This window comes from Micromonospora sp. NBC_00898 (assembly GCF_045207895.1).
GTDB lineage: Bacteria > Actinomycetota > Actinomycetes > Mycobacteriales > Micromonosporaceae > Micromonospora.
The window spans coordinates 610728-625987 of the sequence record NZ_CP108775.1 but is presented as its reverse complement, the minus strand read 5'-3'; the positions used below and the strand labels follow the sequence as shown (position 1 = coordinate 625987).

The window sequence follows — 15260 nt, the reverse complement described above, 5'->3', positions numbered from 1 at the left end:
GGGTGCGGCCTCGGCATTGATCCGACGGGCGAGGACCGTGGTCGGTCGCGTCGCGTCGCGTCGGTAGCCGCCCCGCCGTGGCCGGCTTCAGGAGGCGGGCAGCAGCGGCTCGGCGAGCGACCAGCCGGCGGCCAGCAACGCGTCGCAGGCCGCCACCGCGGTGGCCAACCGCTCAGGGTGCGGACCGCGCAGCTCCACCACCGGCACCCCGCAGTCGGCCAACTCGGCCCGGAACCGCCCGGTCATCCAGGCCCGCAGGTGCTCCCCGTCGCGCAAACCGTCGTCGTCGAACGGGACGCCCTCGTGGTCGGTGAGCAGATACAGCGCCGGCCTGCGGGCCGCCGCGCGGACCGCCGGCGAGGCCGAACCGAGGTACCGCTCCTCCCAGACCGCGGTGGCCCGGGCGTCGGTGTCGCAGAACAGCAGGGGTCCGCTGGTCCGGGCCGCCGCGTCCTCGGCGGCCTGCTGCGCCCGGGCCACCTCGACGAAGTCGTCCCGGTCCCAGGTCACGTCGAAGACCGTCGCCGCCGGGCGCCGCGACCGCAGCTCGGCGAGCTTGCGGGCGGTCAACTCCCGCCCGTACTCGGGGACCCAGGCGGTGCGGTGGTGGGCCGCGAGCGCCGCGGCCATCGTCGTGGTGCCGGTGGACTCGGCCCCCACCACCACGACCCGGCGGACGAACCACGCCCGCGCCGCCGGGCCCAGCCACCGCCAGTGCCCCGCGGGGTCCGCCCGCACCGCGGTGCCGGAGACCGGCACCGCCCGCCGGTCGGCGTCCACGCAGACCGGCACGGCGTCGAAGCGGCGGGCCAACTCCGCGCCGTACGCCTCCGACGAGAAGACCGCGTCGACCGGTTCGGGCCCGACCGCCTCCCGGAACACCGCGCAGTGCGCGTCCCAGACCCCCGGGTCGGCGTGGTCCACCGGATGGTCGTCGTACCGGCCCACCACCCGGACCCACGGGGTGGCCGCGTGCGCCTCGCGCAGCCAGGCGACCCGGTCGGCCAGCGGGATCGACTCCCGCCGGGACGGCGCGACGACCACGGTGACCGCCGCGCAGCGGGCCGCGGCGGCCTCGATCAGCGCGTGGTGCCCGGCGTGCGGCGGGTAGAACTTCCCCACCACCATGCCATGCCGGAACTCCCGCTCCCCGGCGGGGGCGGTCACGCGGCCACCGGGGCCGGGCCGGGCGGCACCGCGGTCACCACCGACCGCTCGCGCAGGTCGGCCCGCCAGGCCCGCAACCCCACCACGCAGAGGGCCAGGAAGATCAGGTAGAGCCCGCCGGTCAGCCAGAGCCCCTTGTACCCGTAGAGCGGGATGTAGATCAGGTCGGCCACGATCCACAGCCACCAGCTCTCCACCAGCTTGCGGGTCTGCCCGTACGTGGCGAGCAGCGAGAGCGCCGTGGTGAGCGCGTCCGCCAACGGCACCGTGGAGTCGGTGACCCGGTCCAGCAGCGCCCAGAGCCCGGCGGTGAGCAGCACCCCGGCGACCCCCAGGGCCCACCACTCCCGGTGCCCGGTGCGGGCGACGGTGAGCCGGTTGCGCCGCTCCCCGCCGAAGAGCCAGTGCCACCAGCCGTACGCCCCGAGGACCACGTAGACGACCTGGAGGCCGGCGTCGGCGTACAGGCCGGCGGTCCAGAAGAGCAGCATGAGCAGCAGCACGTTGGCGATGCCGATCGGCCAGTTCGCGATGTGCTGCCGGGCGACGAGCCAGACGTTGACCACGCCGGTCGCGAAGCCGAGCAGCTCCGCCCAGGTGGTGCCGGTCCCCGCGACCGTGAACGCCGTACCGGTCAGCCAGTCGAGCATGTGGTCCTCCCCCGTGTTTCCGCGCGCCCACCCTAGAGCGCCGACCGGTACCGGGAAAGACCCCTGCCCCCGCGGTGAGCGGGGCGGCGTGCGAGGCTTCGGTCATGGTTCTTGAGGTCGCGCTGATCGACGTCATCCCCGGGCACGAGGACGCCTTCGCCGCCGCCTACGCGCAGGCGTATCCGATCATCACCGGCACCGAGGGCTGCCGCTCCGTCCGGATGACCCGGGGCATCGAGTCCCCCTCCCGGTTCGTGCTGCTGGTCGAGTGGGACTCGGTCGAGGCGCACGACGTCAACTTCCGGCAGAGCGAGAAGTTCCAGCAGTGGCGCGCCCTGATCGGCCCGCACTTCGCCGGCCCGCCCCTGGTCGAGCACTTCGTCGACGTGCCGGCCTGAGCTGTCGTACCTCCCGGTTAGCCTGCGCGCGACGCGCCGGCCACCGGTCCCGACGGGCAACGGGGGCGCCGGGCCCGGTGGCCGCGCGGCGACAAGTCGTTTGCGGCCGTCGTCCGCGCTTGGTTGAGTCCTGATCATGATGGAACGGATCGCCCTGGTGACCGGCGTCAGCCGGCGCGTCGGCATCGGCGCGGCGGTCGCCCGCGCGCTCGCGGCGGACGGCTGGCGGCTGCTGCTGACCGGCCTGCCCGGCTACGACGACGCCCAGCCCTACGGCGGCGACCCGGACGGGGTGCCGGCGCTCCTGGCCGAGCTGGGCGGCGACGTTCCCTACCTGCCGGCCGACCTGCTCGACCCGGCCGCGCCGGCGCGACTGGTCGCCGAGGCCATCCGGCGGCACGGCCGGCTCGACGCGGTGGTGGCGGTGCACGCCTACTCGACGCACACCCCGCTGGGCGGGCTCGACGCCGCCGAGATCGACCGCCACCTGCTGGTCAATGTCCGGGCGACGCTGCTGCTCGCGGAGGCGTTCGCCGCTGCCCACCGGAGCGGACCCGGCGGGCGGCTGGTGCTCTTCTCCAGCGGCCAGCGGCTCGGCCCGATGCCGGGCGAGCTGGCGTACGCGGCCAGCAAGGCCGCCGTGGAGAACCTCACGCTCCAGCTCGCCCCGCTGCTGATGCCCAACGGCATCACGGTCAACTGCGTCAACCCCGGCCCGACCGACACCGGCTACGCCGACCCGGAACGACTGGCCGCGGTGGCCCGGCTCTTCCCGAGCGGCCGCTGGGGCACCCCGGAGGACGCCGCCCGGCTGGAGCGTTTCCTCTGCTCCGCCGACGCCGACTGGATCACCGGGCAGGTGATCGACTCCGAGGGTGGCTTCCGGCGCCACCACTGAACGCGCTCAGCTCTCCCCGTCGCCGGGCGGGCCGCCGCCCACGGGAGCGCGGGGCCGGGGCACCACCGGTTGCTCGGCCCGCCGGGCCAGCAGCGCCGCCGACTCCGCGGCGGGCAGCGCCGCCGCCAGCAGCCGGTCGATCAGGTGCTCGTACCGGGCGACGTCGTCCTCGGCCACCAGCCGCAGATCGGTGGTGAGGGTCTCCACCATCACCGTGCGCGGGTCCGCCGGGTCCGGGAAGGCGTAGTAGGAGAACGGGGCGAGCGGATGCACGCTGCCTTCCGGCGCCGCGTCCCCGGGCAGCAGGCGGATGGTGACGTGCGGCCGGTCGGCGAGGGCGACCAGGTGCCGCAACTGCTCGCGCCACACGTCCGGCGGCGTGCCGCCAGGGTCGCAGGCGCGCTCGGCGAGCAGCGCCGTGTACGCCGGCGGGTCGGGGCGGCGCACCACCTCCTGCCGTACCGCCCGGGCCCGCACGTCGGCCTCCACGTCGACCTCGGAGCAGAGCGCCGCCCCCGCCGCCACCCGCAGCCGGGCGTACGCCGGGGTCTGCAGCAGCCCCGGCACCACGGCGGGCTGGTATTCCACGATGGTCGCCGCGCCCGACTCCAGCTCGGCGTAGTCGCGCTGGCGCTCACCCATCTCGCCCAGGGCCTTCCACCAGCCGCGGGCGGTGGCGGCGTCGCGGGCGATGACGATCAACGCCTCCCGCTGGCCGGGCGGGACCTGGTAGACGTCGAGCAGGTCGAGCACGTCGGCCAGGTCCGGCCGGCTCTGGCCCAGCTCGATCCGGGACAGCTTCGACGTGGACGCCCACCCCAGCCGGCCGCAGACCTGCTTCAGGGTGAGCGCATCCCGGTGGCGCAGGCGACGCAGCTCGGCGCCGAGACGCGCCCGCCGGATGACAGGACTTGCTGATGACGGCATCCAGGCCTCCCCATCGAGGGAGCGTACGCAGGACCGTCACGCAGGGCAATATCTCGCTCGCACACCGCAACCTCTCGGATCCCGGGATCCCTCGACCCCGGCGGGCCGGTCAGGGCCGGTACGTCCCGAAGGACCACACGTTGCCGATCAGGTCCCGGGCCGTGTAGTCGCGGGAGCCGTAGTCGGTGTCGAACGGCTTGACCACGATCTCCGCGCCGGCCGCCGCCGCCCGCTCGTGGTGCGCGTCGATGTCGTCGACCACCACGTAGATCCGGTGGTCGTCATCGGTCGGGCGGGCCGACGGTCCGGCCCCGGGGGCCAGCATGATCAGGTCGTCGCCGTAGCGGAGCTGGGCGTGCCGCACCTCGCCGTCGGGCCCCTCGTGCACCTCCTGCACGGTGAGACCGAACGCGGTGCGGAGGAACTCGACGGCGGCACGGGCGTTGGGATACCGGAACACCGGGTAGATGTTGCTCATGCGTCGATTGTGCGGCCGGCCCGATCAACCGGGATTGGACGAATGTGACCCGAGCGCCGTCGGGCTGTCGCCGGTGAACTCCCGGAAGTCGCGGATCAGGTGGGACTGGTCGTAGAAGCCGCAGCGCACCGCCAGCTCCGCCCAGCCACCGCCGGGGACCGGGTCCGTCGCCGGGGCCAGGGTCAGTTCGCGGCCCAGCGTCGCGTACGCGGCGTGGAAGCGCAGCAGCCGGGCCACCGTCTTCGGCGGCAGGCCCAACTCGTGGCGGAACCGGGCGGCCAGGTGCCGCCGGCTCCAGCCCACCTCGTCGGCGAGCGCCCCCACCCCGATCCGCCCTCCGCTGCCGGCCAGCAGCCGCCAGGCCCCGGACAGCGTCGCGTCGGTCGGTACGGTCGCGGCCAACCGGTCCGCCACCGCCGCGTCGAGCAGCGCAAAGCGGCCGGGCCAGTCCGGCGCGTCGGCCAGCCGGTCCCGCAGCCGGCGCAGCCACCCGCCGGGCAGCAGCTCGGCCGGCACCGCGCGGTTGGTCAGCTCGCCCAACGGCACGCCGAGCACCCGGCGCGCGGCCAGCGGCGTCAGCAGCAGCTGCACCCCGACGCCGACGCCCACGGTCCGGCTGGTGCAGTACGCGTCGAACGGCCCGGCGACGAACGAGTCCACCCCGTACGCGCTCCGCTCGGCGCGGCGGTGCTCGACGACGTCCAGCGGGGCACCCCAGCCAAGGATGAGCACCACGAAGGCGCCGGCCACCTCCCGGCGTACCAGCGGGCGCCCGACGTGTTCGCGGTAGCCGAGGTAGCGGTCGACGTACGGGAGCAGCCGGGGCGCGGGCAGGCCGACGACCGCCTCGGTGAGCCCGTCGGGCATCGGCGTCCCCGTCCCGTCACTTCACGCCGGCGGCGTCCATCCCGCGCAGCTCCTTCTTGAGGTCGGCAACCTCGTCGCGGATCCGCGCGGCCAGCTCGAACTGCAACTCCCGCGCGGCGGCGAGCATCTGGTCGTTGAGCTCCTGGATGAGGTTGGCCAGGTCGGCCCGGGCCATCCCCTCCCGGGACGGGGCGGCACCCACCCGGCTGCGGCTGCGGGTCTCCTTGACCGGCGCCTTGCCCCGGGAGAGCTGCCGCGCCGCGCCGCCGACGCGGCTGTTCTCGGTGTCCTCGGCCTCGCGGTAGATGTCGTCGAGAATGTCGTGGATCTTCTTCCGCAGCGGCTCGGGGCTGATCCCGTGCGCCTCGTTGTGCGCGAACTGCTTGGCCCGCCGCCGGTTGGTCTCGTCGATCGCGTTCGCCATCGACGGGGTGATCTTGTCGGCGTACATGTGCACCTGGCCGCTGACGTTACGGGCGGCCCGGCCGATGGTCTGGATCAGCGACCGGCCACTGCGCAGGAAGCCCTCCTTGTCCGCGTCCAGGATCGCGACCAGGGACACCTCGGGCAGGTCGAGGCCCTCCCGCAGCAGGTTGATGCCGACCAGCACGTCGTAGTCGCCCTTGCGCAGCTCGCGCAGCAGCTCGACCCGGCGCAGCGTGTCGACCTCCGAGTGCAGGTAGCGCACCCGGATGCCGTTCTCCAGGAGGTAGTCCGAGAGGTCCTCGGCCATCTTCTTGGTCAGCGTGGTGACCAGCACCCGCTCGTCCCGCTCGGTGCGCAGCTTGATCTCGTGCATGAGGTCGTCGATCTGGCCCTTGGTGGGCTTCACGATGACCTCGGGGTCGATCAGGCCGGTCGGGCGGATGACCTGCTCGACGAACTCCCCCTGGGCCTGCTCCAGCTCCCACGGGCCGGGGGTGGCGGAGAGGAAGACCAGCTGGCCGACCCGCTCCAGGAACTCGTCGAAGCGCAGCGGCCGGTTGTCGGCGGCGCTGGGCAGCCGGAAGCCGTGGTCGATGAGCATCCGCTTGCGGGACGCGTCGCCCTCGTACATGCCGCCGATCTGCGGGATGGTCACGTGCGACTCGTCGACCACGGTGAGGAAGTCGTCGGGGAAGTAGTCGAGCAGGCAGTGCGGCGGGCTGCCGGGCAGCCGGCCGTCGATGTGCATGGAGTAGTTCTCGATGCCGGAGCAGAAGCCGACCTGGCGCATCATCTCGATGTCGTAGGTGGTGCGCATCCGCAGTCGCTGTGCCTCCAGCAGCTTGCCCTGCCGGTCCAGCTCGGCCAGCCGCTCGCCCAGCTCGACCTCGATGTCGCGGATCGCCCGCTCCATCCGCTCCGGGCCGGCCGCGTAGTGGGTGGCCGGGAAGATCAGCAGGTGGTCGACCTCGCGGACCACGTCGCCGGTGAGCGGGTTGAGGTAGTAGAGCTTCTCCACCTCGTCGCCGAAGAACTCGATCCGCAGCGCCAGCTCCTCGTACGCCGGGATGATCTCCAGCGTGTCGCCGCGGACCCGGAAGGTGCCCCGCTGGAAGGCCATGTCGTTGCGGGTGTACTGGATCTCGACCAGCCGGCGCAGCAGCTTGTCCCGCTCGATCTCCTGGCCGACCCGGACCCGGACGGCCCGCTCGAGGTACTCCTCCGGGGTGCCCAGGCCGTAGATCGCCGAGACCGTCGCCACCACGATCGTGTCGCGCCGGGTGAGCAGCGACATGGTGGCCTTGTGCCGCAGCCGCTCGACCTCCTCGTTGATCGAGGAGTCCTTCTCGATGTAGGTGTCGGTCTGCGGGATGTACGCCTCGGGCTGGTAGTAGTCGTAGTAGGAGACGAAATACTCCACCGCGTTGTGCGGGAGCAGCTCGCTGAACTCCTTGGCCAGCTGGGCGCAGAGGGTCTTGTTGGGCGCGAGCACCAGGGTCGGCCGTTGCAGCCGCTCGACCAGCCACGCCGTGGTGGCGCTCTTGCCGGTGCCGGTCGCGCCGAGGAGCACCGTGTTGCGGTCGCCGCGCCGGACCCGACGCTCAAGGTCGTCGATGGCCGCCGGCTGGTCGCCGGCCGGCTGGAACTCGCTGACGACCTGGAAGCGGCCGTCGAGCCGGGGAATGTCGAGCGCCATGACATCAACGGTACGCCGCGGGTCCGACAGTTCCGGGCCGACCACGGAGGGTCCGTGATCGGCTTCGATATTCCCATTGTGTGCCACATCTCACCGGGCTAGGCTCTCGACGTAGGCCGCTCGCGGCGGCCGACCGGGCAGGTGGCCCCCCTCAGGGGACGGCCGCCCCCGGCACCGAGGGTCGCAGCACCCGGACATCACCGGCGTGCGCATCCGACGTGGTCGCGCTGGAGGCGCTGACCGGCCGCCGCGAGCGCCCCTGCTCGTCACCCGAACCCGGCAGCCGCGAGCGCCCCCACTCACGTCACCCGAACCCGGCAGCCGCGTTCTCCACGTGTGGAGACCCCTGCCGGGCGGGCCCCCCGCCCCACCCCCGCACCCGCCGCCAGCCGCGGCCGACGCCGCCGGGCCGCCGCCCCGCCGACCGGCGCGGCGGGGCCGCGTACCGGCGGCAACACCCCCGCCGACCACGGACCGGAACCCGGCCCCGGGGCCGACCCCGACGGCGCGGGGGACCCGCCGGCGCCGCCCCGCAGACGCCGGGCCACCCTGCTCGGGCTCGGCGTGGTGGCGACGGCCTCCGCCGCGGCCCTGGTCGCCGGGCTGCTCAGCTGGGGGCCGCCCGAGTCGGCCGACCCGGCCCGCCCGGCGACGGCGGCCGAGGCGGAACGGCTGGCGGCCATGCGGGTCACCGCCTACCGGGACGTCCGCTCCGGGGTGCGCGTCACCGTCGGCGCCGGAACGGCCCGGACCGAACTGGTCGGCTGGGTCGACTGGGCCCGGCCGCTGGTCTACCTGGACGTCGGCGGTCCCGGCGCCGGCGCCGACCGTGGCCTGCTCCAGGCCACCCCGGCCGCGCTGGTGGTCCGGCCCGACCCGACCGCGCCGGGCACCCCCGCTCCGCCGCCGCTGGTCCCGCCGACCGACCGCTGGCAACTGCGCGAACCATCCCCGGGGCGCGGCCTCAGCGCCGTGCTCGACCTGCTCCTCGCCCTACGCGGCGACCGACCCGACACGGTCACCGCGCAGGCGCGCTGGCTCGGCCGGGAATCCGCCGCCGGCACGCCCGTGGACGTGCTGGAGGCGCCGCTCACCACGGGCCCGGCCGGCACGGCCCCGGCGACGCCGGCACCGGTCCGACGGTTCCGGCTCTGGCTCGACCAGGACGCCCGGCTGCACCGGCTGATCGGACGGCTGCCTGACGACACGCCGGTCACCGTGGCGCTGGAACGCAGCGACCGGCCGACCCTGCGACCGGTCGACGCCCTGGGTGGCCGACCCGGCCTGGCCCGGGCGCTCACCGACGCCGAAGTCGACCGGCTGACCCGGTTGCCGACCCGGCTACGGGCCGCCGGTGGGGCCGCGCTGACCGGGACCGCGCCGCTCGGCCCGACCGCGAACCTGCGCGCGGCCGGCTGGCTGAGCTGGGCCGGCTCCACCGCGTACCTCGCGGTGGGGGAGGCCGGCACGCCCGGCCGCCGGACGTTGCGGCGCCACCAGACGAACGGGACCACCCGGGTCGAGGTACCGGCGGACGGCGGCACCGCGGAGCTGCCGGACCGGCCGCCGCTGCCGCCCCCGGCCGGCGTCACCTGGCCGCCCCCCACGCCCGCCGCCGACGACCTGGACCGGCTGGTCGACGCCGCGCTGCGGGCGGCCAGCACCCCGGCCGACCCCCGGTCGGCCGTCCGGCTCCGCGGCGACCAGCTCGCCGACCGCACCGTCGACGTCGTCGAACTGCGGGACCACCGGGCCCAGCTGCGCTACTGGATCGACCGGGACGGGCTGCTGCGCCGGGTGGAGCTGCGCACCGGGCGCGGCGTGTGGGCGCAGCTCGACCTCACCCCGGGACCGGTCCCGACGCTACCCACGGGCACGCCCCGGGCCGGCCCCACCCACCGGTCGAAGCCCCGCTGAGCCGGTCAGGGCCGCCAGCCGGTCCGCCCGGCCCACTCCTCCGCCCGCAGGTGCTCCTCGTCGAACCACGGATCCTTCAACGTGCCGTAGGTCGCGCTGTCCGGTGCCGAGGCCGCCAGCTCCCGCTTCAACTGGAGGTAGGCGGCCCGCTGGTCCGGGTCGGCGCGCAGGTGATCGCGCATCAGCAGGGCGTACCGCCAGCCCGGTGAGCCGGTCACCCGCAGGTGCAGATACACCGGGCGGCCGGGGTCGGCGCTGCCGTGCAACCGCTTCTCCCACCGTCCGCTGCCGGCCGGACGGGGGTTGTCCCACCACTCGCCCGGCAGCCGGGGGAACCCGGCGTCGGCGAGCCGCTCGGCCAGCAGCCCGTCCGCCTCGGCCAGCGACGGCACGCTGAGCTGAATGTCGATGACGTTCTTCGCGGCGAGCCCGGGCACCGCGGTCGAGCCGATGTGGTCGATGCGCAGGTCGGCGGGGGCGAGCGCGTGCCGGATCCGGGCGGCCAGCCGGGCGTACTGCTCCGGCCAGCTCGGATCAGGCTCCACGAGCACCACCTGCTCCGGCCGGACCGCCCGCCGCGCCCGCAGGTTCTCCTCGAACGGGACCAGCCGGTCCCGCCACAGGCCGTCCACCGCCGCGTACAGCTCAGCCAGGTCACCGTCGTTGCTCAACACCACGTCGGCCGCCACGCGCCGGCGGGCGTCGTCGGCCTGCGCGGCGATCCGCCGCTCGGCCTCCGCGCGGTCCATGCCCCGGTCGCGGGCCAGCCGCTCCAGCCGCGTCGCCGTCGCGGTCTGCACGACCACCACCAGGTGGTACGTCGGCGCGAGCCCCACCTCCACCAGCAGCGGCACGTCGTTGACCACCACCGCGTGCGGCGCCGCGGCGACCAGCTCGGCGGTACGCGCCCGCACCCGCGGATGGGTGATCTCCTCCAACCGGCGGCGGGCCGCCTCGTCGGCGAAGACGACCGCACCCAGCGCCGCCCGGTCCAGCGCGCCGTCGGCGTCGAGCACCCGGTCGGAGAAGGCGGCGACGATCTCGGCCAGCCCCTCCGTACCCGGGGCGACGACCTCGCGGGCGACCTGGTCGGCGTCCACGATCACCGCGCCCAGCTCGGCCAGCCGCGCGGACACCGCACTCTTGCCCGACCCGATCCCGCCGGTCAACCCCACCGTCAGCACCGGATCAGTCAACCCGATCACCCGGCCCCCGCCAAACCGCGCCCCGCGCGGGGTGGTGCCGGAAACGGCGAGGGCCCCGCCCCCGGCGACCCGGTAGTCCGGATCGCGGGGGCGGGGCCCGTCGTCGTCAGCGGGTCACTTGCCGCCGGCGAGCTTCTCCCGCAGAGCGGCGAGCGCCTCGTCGGTGGCCAGGGTGCCAGCCGGCTCCTCGGCCTGCCGGCTCGGGGCCGTGGTGGTCGTGGTGGTGGTGCCACCGGCGGCCACGGCCGGAGCCGGGTTCGCAGCGGCCTCGGCGTCGGCGGCCCGGGAGGTCTGCACCTGCTTGGTGTGGGCCTCCCAGCGCTGACGCGCCTCGGCGTACTGGTTCTCCCAGGTCTCGCGCTGCTTGTCGTACCCCTCGAGCCACTCGCCCGTCTCCGGGTCGAAGCCCTCCGGGTAGATGTAGTTGCCCTCGGCGTCGTAGGTCGCGGCCATGCCGTAGAGGGTCGGGTCGAAGTGCTCCTCGCCCTCGACGAAGCCCTCGTTGGCCTGCTTGAGCGACAGCGAGATCCGGCGGCGCTCCAGGTCGATGTCGATGACCTTGACCATGACCTCGGAGCCGACCTGGACGACCTGCTCCGGGATCTCCACGTGGCGCTCGGCCAGCTCGGAGATGTGGACCAGGCCCTCGATGCCGTCGTCCACCCGGACGAAGGCGCCGAACGGCACCAGCTTGGTGACCTTACCCGGCACGATCTGCTGGATCGCGTGGGTGCGGGCGAACTGCCGCCACGGGTCCTCCTGGGTCGCCTTCAGCGACAGCGAGACCCGCTCGCGGTCCAGGTCGACGTCCAGGACCTCGACCTCGACCTCCTGGCCGACCTCGACGACCTCGGACGGGTGGTCGATGTGCTTCCAGGAGAGCTCAGAGACGTGCACCAGGCCGTCCACGCCGCCCAGGTCGACGAACGCGCCGAAGTTGACGATCGAGGAGACGACGCCCTTGCGGACCTGCCCCTTCTGGAGCTTGTTGAGGAACTCGGTGCGCACCTCGGACTGCGTCTGCTCGAGCCAGGCCCGGCGGGACAGGACCACGTTGTTGCGGTTCTTGTCCAGCTCGATGATCTTGGCTTCGAGCTCGCGGCCGACGTACGGCTGCAGGTCGCGCACCCGCCGCATCTCGACCAGGGAGGCGGGCAGGAAGCCGCGCAGCCCGATGTCGAGGATGAGACCACCCTTGACGACCTCGATGACCGAGCCGCGGACGACACCGTCCTCGTCCTTGATCTTCTCGATCGTGCCCCAGGCCCGCTCGTACTGCGCCCGCTTCTTGGAGAGGATCAGACGACCCTCCTTGTCCTCCTTCTGGAGGACCAGGGCCTCGATGTGGTCACCGACCGAGACGACCTCGGCGGGGTCCACGTCGTGCTTGATCGACAACTCCCGAGAGGGGATGACACCCTCGGTCTTGTAGCCGATGTCGAGCAGGACCTCGTCCCGATCGACCTTGACGACGGTGCCTTCGACAATGTCGCCGTCGTTGAAGTACTTGATGGTCTCGTCGATCGCGGCGAGGAAAGCTTCCTCAGAACCGAGATCGTCGTGGGTGACCCGGGTGGCGCTCGAGGGGGCCTCGATGCTGCTCGTCATGTGGGCGGTTGCTCCGGTCGGATGGGTTGTCACAGCAGGCGTGGTGTCGCGGTGACCTTTTCGCGCCAGCGGATCCGCCGCCGGGACACACCGAACGATCGCCAAGAGAAGATCATTAGTGGCTCCGGTGACCGCGCACCTGCTCCCTGCCGAGGCACACGATCCGCGAGCGCATCGTCTAGCCTACCCGCTGCATTACCACAGCGTGCAAGGCCTCCCATCTCCTCGCGACCTCGTCAGCTGCGAAAGCGGAGATTTCGAACGGTAAGGTGCCACTGCTGTCTCGTCCGTCACATCAGCACCGCCGGCCCCACCCGTGGGCGCAGCCGGTCGGCCGGCGGTGGGCGGCGGGGCCTAGCGTGAGCGGGTGGATGACGACAGGGTGACCCGACGCCGGGTCGGCGACGCCGAGGTGCGCCGGGCCAACCGGGGCTGGTGGGACACCGACGCCGACGACTACCAGGCCGAGCACGGCCCGTTCCTGGGCGAGGTGGACTTCGTCTGGTGCCCCGAGGGGCTGCGCGAGGCCGACGTCCGGCTGCTCGGCGACGTCGCCGGCCGCCGGGTGCTGGAACTCGGCTGCGGCGCCGCGGCGGCCGCCCGGTGGCTGGCCACCCAGGGCGCCCGGCCGGTCGCCCTGGACCTCTCCGCCGGCATGTTGCGGCACGCCGCGCTCGCCGCCGCCACCACCGGGGTACGCGTGCCGCTGGTGCAGGCGGACGCCCTCGCCCTGCCCTTCGCCGACGCGGCGTTCGACACGGCGTGCACGGCATTCGGCGCGATCCCGTTCGTCGACGACTCGGCCGCCGTGATGCGGGAGGTGTTCCGGGTGCTGCGCCCCGGCGGCCGCTGGGTCTTCTCGGTGACCCACCCGATGCGCTGGATCTTCCTCGACGACCCGGGCGAGGGCGGCCTGACCGCGGTCCACTCCTACTTCGACCGCTCCCCCTACGTGGAACAGGACGAGCACGGGGTCGCCACGTACGTCGAGCAGCACCGCACCCTCGGCGACCGGATCCGGGAGATCGTCGGCGCCGGGTTCCGCTTCCTGGACCTGGTCGAACCGGAGTGGTCCGAGGGGCACGAGGGGATCTGGGGGCAGTGGAGCCCGCTGCGCGGCCGGCTCTTCCCCGGCACCGCCATCTTCGTCGCCGAGAAGCCGGCGGAGCGGTAGCCGTCGTTTCCGCCCGCCGGCCCCGGGTACCCGGCGGGCATGGCTGAGAAGGAGTTCCGCAGGGGCGACCACGTCTCCTGGGCCAGCCACAGCGGCCGGGCGCACGGCGTGGTCAAGGAGAAGCTCATCGACCGGACGCACATCCGCGGGCATCCCGTGAACGCGTCCGCCGAGGACCCGCAGTACCGGATCCGCAACGACGACTCGGGCCGGGACGTCGCCCACCGACCGGAGGCGCTGCGCCGTGAGCCGACGTGACGAGGGCCGCGACACCTTCCGGGAGTTCACCGAGGCGGTGAACATGAAGCCCGGCGAACTGCAGAAGTGGCTGGAGACCGACGAGTCGAAGCACGTCGGCTGGCGGAAGGGCACCAAGGGCGGCGAGTCGGTCGGCCACGAGTCCGGCCGGAAGATCATCGACCTGCTGCGGCGCAAGCGCGCGGACCTCGGCACCGCCGACTACAAGCACATGCGCAAGGTCATCGGGTACGTGCACCGGCACATGGCACAGCGCCCCTCCGGCGACATCCGGGACACCAGGTGGCGCTGGTCGCTGATGAACTGGGGCCACGACCCGCTGAAGGGCTGAGCGGTGCCGGCCGGCTCACCCCGGCGCGGACGGCGGGCTCGGAGACCGCCGGTCACCGACCGGCCCTGCTCGCCCCGGCGGTGCGCGGCTGGCCGCGAAGGCGTCCTCCCGGTCCAACTCCTCGGCGTAGTCGCAGACCGCCTGGACCTCGGCGAGGTAGCTGGCCTCGACCAGGTCCTCCCGGGTGGGGAAGTTGCGGTAGAGGGTGCCGATCCCGATCCCCGCCCGGCGCACCTCCCTTTCGCCTTATCGGATCTTGAGCTGAATCGAGCTGGCCATGCCACGTCAACCCGTGTCCTCCATGCCCACGATCACGCTCGGTGCCGATCTCCAGGTCGGCCGTGTCGGCTTCGGCGCGATGCAGCTCACCGGAGAGCAGGTCTGGGGGCCGTATCCGGACCACGACGGTGGGGTGGCGCTGCTCCGCGCCGTCGCGGAGGAGGGGGTGAACTTCATCGACACCGCCGACGTCTACGGCCCGCACACGAACGAACTGCTCATCCGCGAGGCACTGCACCCCTACCGGGAGGGCCTGGTCATCGCGAGCAAGGGCGGCTTCGTCCGGGGCGGATTCGACTACTCCACCCTCGGCTGGGTGGGCAACCCGAAGTACCTCCGCCAGTCGGCCATGATGAGCCTGCGGCGCCTCGGCCTGGCACTGTTCGACCTCTACTACCTGCACAGCGGCTACGCCACTGACGCCCCCTTCGAGGAGCAGATCGGCGAGCTGAAGACGATGCAGGATGAGGGGTACATCAAGCACATCGGCCTGTCCAACGTGACCGCCGCCCAGTTCGAGGTCGCCCGGTCGATCGCCGACATCTCCGCGGTGACGGCCCTGTACAACATCGGCAACCGCACCGGCGCGGACCTTCTCGCGGCCGCGGAGCAGTCCGGCGCGGTGTTCTCGCCCTGGCACCCCGTCAGCCTCCGCGACGGCGGGGACAACGCCGACCAGGTCGCCGCCGCCCTCGCTCCGCTCGCCGCCAGGTACGAGGCGACGCCCCAGCAGATCGCGCTGGCCTGGCTGCTGCACCGGTCCCCCGCGATGCTGCCCATCCCGGGTACGACGAGCCTCGCCCACCTGCGGGAGAACATCGCCGCCGCGCACATCCGGCTGACCGACACCGAGGTCGCCGAGCTGACCGCCCTCGTGCCCGACGACACCGCCCGGACCACCCGGTAGCCACGGACGTCACGGGCCCGAACGCGCAGCCTCGGCGCGCGGCGGGCGAGAGGTTGACCGGCTCGCCCCGTCCC

Annotated in this window: 15 protein-coding genes and 1 pseudogene; 7 read left to right on the top strand and 9 right to left on the bottom strand. The window is 73.6% G+C overall.

From position 1 onward, the window contains the following. Positions 1 to 87: 87 nt before the first annotated feature. Both OG799_RS02980 and pnuC read right to left on the bottom strand, forming a co-directional pair. On the bottom strand, positions 88 to 1167 hold the full coding sequence (locus OG799_RS02980) for an AAA family ATPase (protein WP_406042840.1): 1080 nt from the start codon (positions 1165 to 1167) through the stop codon (positions 88 to 90). Beyond that, positions 1164 to 1817: a nicotinamide riboside transporter PnuC gene (gene pnuC, locus OG799_RS02975; RefSeq protein ID WP_406042838.1), complete on the bottom strand. Its 654-nt coding sequence runs from the start codon at positions 1815 to 1817 to the stop codon at positions 1164 to 1166. The genes OG799_RS02980 and pnuC overlap by 4 nt, the downstream gene beginning before the upstream one ends. Before the next feature lie 104 nt (positions 1818 to 1921). On the opposite strand from pnuC, the gene OG799_RS02970 reads away from it, so the two are divergent. Both OG799_RS02970 and OG799_RS02965 read left to right on the top strand, forming a co-directional pair. Continuing rightward, positions 1922 to 2215, top strand: coding sequence for an antibiotic biosynthesis monooxygenase family protein (locus OG799_RS02970; RefSeq protein ID WP_406042836.1), 294 nt, complete (start codon positions 1922 to 1924; stop codon positions 2213 to 2215). Between the two features lie 136 nt (positions 2216 to 2351). Further along, positions 2352 to 3113, top strand: a complete 762-nt coding sequence (locus OG799_RS02965) for an SDR family oxidoreductase (protein ID WP_406042834.1) — start codon at positions 2352 to 2354, stop codon at positions 3111 to 3113. A 6-nt stretch (positions 3114 to 3119) separates the two neighbouring features. Here OG799_RS02965 and OG799_RS02960 read toward each other — a convergent pair whose 3' ends face one another. From OG799_RS02960 to uvrB, 4 genes are all read right to left on the bottom strand, one after another. Next, positions 3120 to 4040 carry a helix-turn-helix domain-containing protein gene (locus OG799_RS02960; protein WP_406042832.1) on the bottom strand — a complete coding sequence of 307 codons (921 nt, stop codon included), beginning with the start codon at positions 4038 to 4040 and terminating at the stop codon, positions 3120 to 3122. Positions 4041 to 4149: 109 nt separating this feature from the next. Then, positions 4150 to 4518 carry a VOC family protein gene (locus OG799_RS02955; protein ID WP_406042830.1) on the bottom strand — a complete coding sequence of 123 codons (369 nt, stop codon included), beginning with the start codon at positions 4516 to 4518 and terminating at the stop codon, positions 4150 to 4152. Between the two features lie 24 nt (positions 4519 to 4542). Continuing rightward, positions 4543 to 5385: a helix-turn-helix domain-containing protein gene (locus OG799_RS02950; RefSeq protein ID WP_406042828.1), complete on the bottom strand. Its 843-nt coding sequence runs from the start codon at positions 5383 to 5385 to the stop codon at positions 4543 to 4545. Positions 5386 to 5401: 16 nt separating this feature from the next. Then, positions 5402 to 7507, bottom strand: coding sequence for an excinuclease ABC subunit UvrB (gene uvrB, locus OG799_RS02945; protein WP_406042826.1), 2106 nt, complete (start codon positions 7505 to 7507; stop codon positions 5402 to 5404). A 336-nt stretch (positions 7508 to 7843) separates the two neighbouring features. Between uvrB and OG799_RS02940 the strand changes: the two genes are divergently transcribed. Beyond that, positions 7844 to 9424 (top strand): hypothetical protein, encoded by a 1581-nt coding sequence (locus tag OG799_RS02940; RefSeq protein ID WP_406042824.1) that lies wholly within the window; start codon positions 7844 to 7846, stop codon positions 9422 to 9424. A gap of 5 nt (positions 9425 to 9429) precedes the next feature. On the opposite strand, the gene coaE is transcribed toward OG799_RS02940, so the two are convergent. Continuing rightward, complete coding sequence (gene coaE, locus OG799_RS02935) at positions 9430 to 10608, bottom strand: dephospho-CoA kinase (protein WP_406046182.1); 1179 nt, start codon at positions 10606 to 10608, stop codon at positions 9430 to 9432. A gap of 135 nt (positions 10609 to 10743) precedes the next feature. Continuing rightward, a complete protein-coding gene (rpsA, locus tag OG799_RS02930; RefSeq protein WP_406042822.1) occupies positions 10744 to 12237 on the bottom strand; it encodes a 30S ribosomal protein S1 in 1494 nt (497 codons plus the stop codon). Positions 12238 to 12604: 367 nt separating this feature from the next. Between rpsA and OG799_RS02925 the strand changes: the two genes are divergently transcribed. The 3 genes and pseudogenes from OG799_RS02925 to OG799_RS02915 form a co-directional block, all read left to right on the top strand. Then, positions 12605 to 13411, top strand: a complete 807-nt coding sequence (locus OG799_RS02925; protein ID WP_406042820.1) for a class I SAM-dependent methyltransferase — start codon at positions 12605 to 12607, stop codon at positions 13409 to 13411. A 39-nt stretch (positions 13412 to 13450) separates the two neighbouring features. Then, positions 13451 to 13669 carry a DUF2945 domain-containing protein gene (locus OG799_RS02920; RefSeq protein WP_406042818.1) on the top strand — a complete coding sequence of 73 codons (219 nt, stop codon included), beginning with the start codon at positions 13451 to 13453 and terminating at the stop codon, positions 13667 to 13669. After that, positions 13656 to 13997, top strand: a pseudogene (locus OG799_RS02915) (DUF3140 domain-containing protein); the annotation flags it as partial. The gene OG799_RS02920 and the pseudogene OG799_RS02915, both read left to right, overlap by 14 nt. Positions 13998 to 14015: 18 nt before the next feature. Here the strand turns inward: OG799_RS02915 and OG799_RS02910 are convergent. Beyond that, positions 14016 to 14234 (bottom strand): hypothetical protein, encoded by a 219-nt coding sequence (locus OG799_RS02910; protein WP_406042816.1) that lies wholly within the window; start codon positions 14232 to 14234, stop codon positions 14016 to 14018. 67 nt (positions 14235 to 14301) lie between these two features. Here OG799_RS02910 and OG799_RS02905 point away from each other — a divergent pair, with 67 nt between their 5' ends. Beyond that, positions 14302 to 15186: an aldo/keto reductase gene (locus tag OG799_RS02905; RefSeq protein ID WP_406042814.1), complete on the top strand. Its 885-nt coding sequence runs from the start codon at positions 14302 to 14304 to the stop codon at positions 15184 to 15186. The last annotated feature ends 74 nt before the right edge of the window (positions 15187 to 15260 follow it).